This window comes from Curtobacterium sp. B8 (assembly GCF_000333315.1).
GTDB classification, from domain to species: Bacteria; Actinomycetota; Actinomycetes; order Actinomycetales; family Microbacteriaceae; genus Curtobacterium; species Curtobacterium luteum.
On sequence record NZ_BACW01000677.1, the window covers coordinates 1 to 1,412 of the forward strand.

1 protein-coding gene and 1 pseudogene (1 of these 2 running past the window's edge) are annotated in these 1,412 nt (G+C 73.9%); both read left to right on the plus strand.

Features of this window, described 5'->3' with window-relative positions; all coding sequences use genetic code 11:
* Window positions 1-49 precede the first annotated feature (49 nt).
* Window positions 50-1,228, plus strand: a complete 1,179-nt coding sequence (locus I59_RS18000; protein ID WP_022905064.1) for a type III polyketide synthase — start codon at window positions 50-52, stop codon at window positions 1,226-1,228.
* 71 nt (window positions 1,229-1,299) lie between these two features.
* Window positions 1,300-1,412: pseudogene (locus I59_RS20430) on the plus strand (methyltransferase domain-containing protein); it runs 532 nt beyond the window's last position.

Below are 1,412 nucleotides of genomic sequence, written 5' to 3' on the forward strand. Positions count from 1 at the left end.
CTCCCGTCGTTCCTGGGGACGCGTCAGCGACCGGGTGACAGGATGAGTCGTGTCCGCAACGATCCGCGCCATCGGAACCGCCGTCCCGCGGACGAGCATCGGCCAGGGCGCCGTCCGCGACCTCTTCCTCGACCAGGCAGACGCCTCGCGGCTCGCTCGGCGGATCATCGGGGCGGCCTTCGACGGGTCGGCCGTCGACACCCGGCACACCGTGCTCCCCGAGCTCGACCCGGCAGCGGGGCCCGGCGCCTTCCGTGACGACGCGGGTGCGCTCGTCTCGCCGTCGACCGGCACACGGAACGACGCCTACCGGGTCCTCGCGCCGCCGTTGTTCGTGGCGTCCGCCCGCGACGCGCTGGAGCGCGCGGGGACGGCCCCGGACACGGTCACCCACGTCGTCACGGTGTCGTGCACCGGCTTCACCCAGCCCGGCCCGGACCTCGACGTCGTGCACCAGCTCGGCCTGCGCCCCTCGGTCTTCCGGCAGCACATCGGGTTCATGGGCTGCTGTGCGGCGTTCCCGGCGCTCCGGATCGCGGCCGCGTTCGTCGACGCCGACCCGGACGCGGTCGTGCTCGTCGTCTGCGCCGAACTCTGCACGCTCCACGTCCGCGCGTCGGACGACCCGGACCAGATCGTGTCGAACAGTGTCTTCGGCGACGGCGCCGCCGCTGCGGTCGTGACGTCCGGCGGACCGGGTCTCCGCCTCGACGCGTTCACGACGAGTGTCGTCGCGGAGGGCGTCGACGACATGGCCTGGAACATCGGCGACGAGGGCTTCGAGATGGTCCTCTCCACGGCCGTGCCGAAGCTGATCGGCGAGCACGTCGGTCGGGCCGTGGCACCGCTCCTCGGCGAGGGACGCCCCGCGGCCGTCCCCACCTGGGCGGTCCACCCCGGTGGGAGGGCGATCCTCGACCGGACCGAGGAGGCGCTCGGCCTGCCGCCGACGGCACTCGCCGCGAGCCGGGCGGTCCTCCGCGACCACGGCAACATGTCGAGCGCGACCGTGTTCTTCGTGCTCGCCGAAGCCCTCCGGAGCGGACTCCGGGCCGGCGCGCCGGTGATCGCGCTCGCGTTCGGCCCCGGGCTCACCGTCGAGGCCGCACGCTGCACCGTCGTCCAGCGGGAGCCCACAGGCACAGGCACAGGCACAGGCACAGACGCAGGTGCCGGCACAGACACAGACGCAGGTGCCGGCACCGACGCGGCCGTGGGCCGGCCGTGAGGCGACGCGACCGAGCAGAGCCGCGCCTCCCGGTCGACCTGTCGGTCCGCGACCTCGACCTGCGCGAACTGATGGACGACCCCGACTGCGACCCCCGTGCACTCGACCGGACGTTCCGGCGGTTCGCGGTGGTGAACGCCCTCGTCAGCGGGTGGCGGACGGTCTGGCGGACCCACGTGATGCC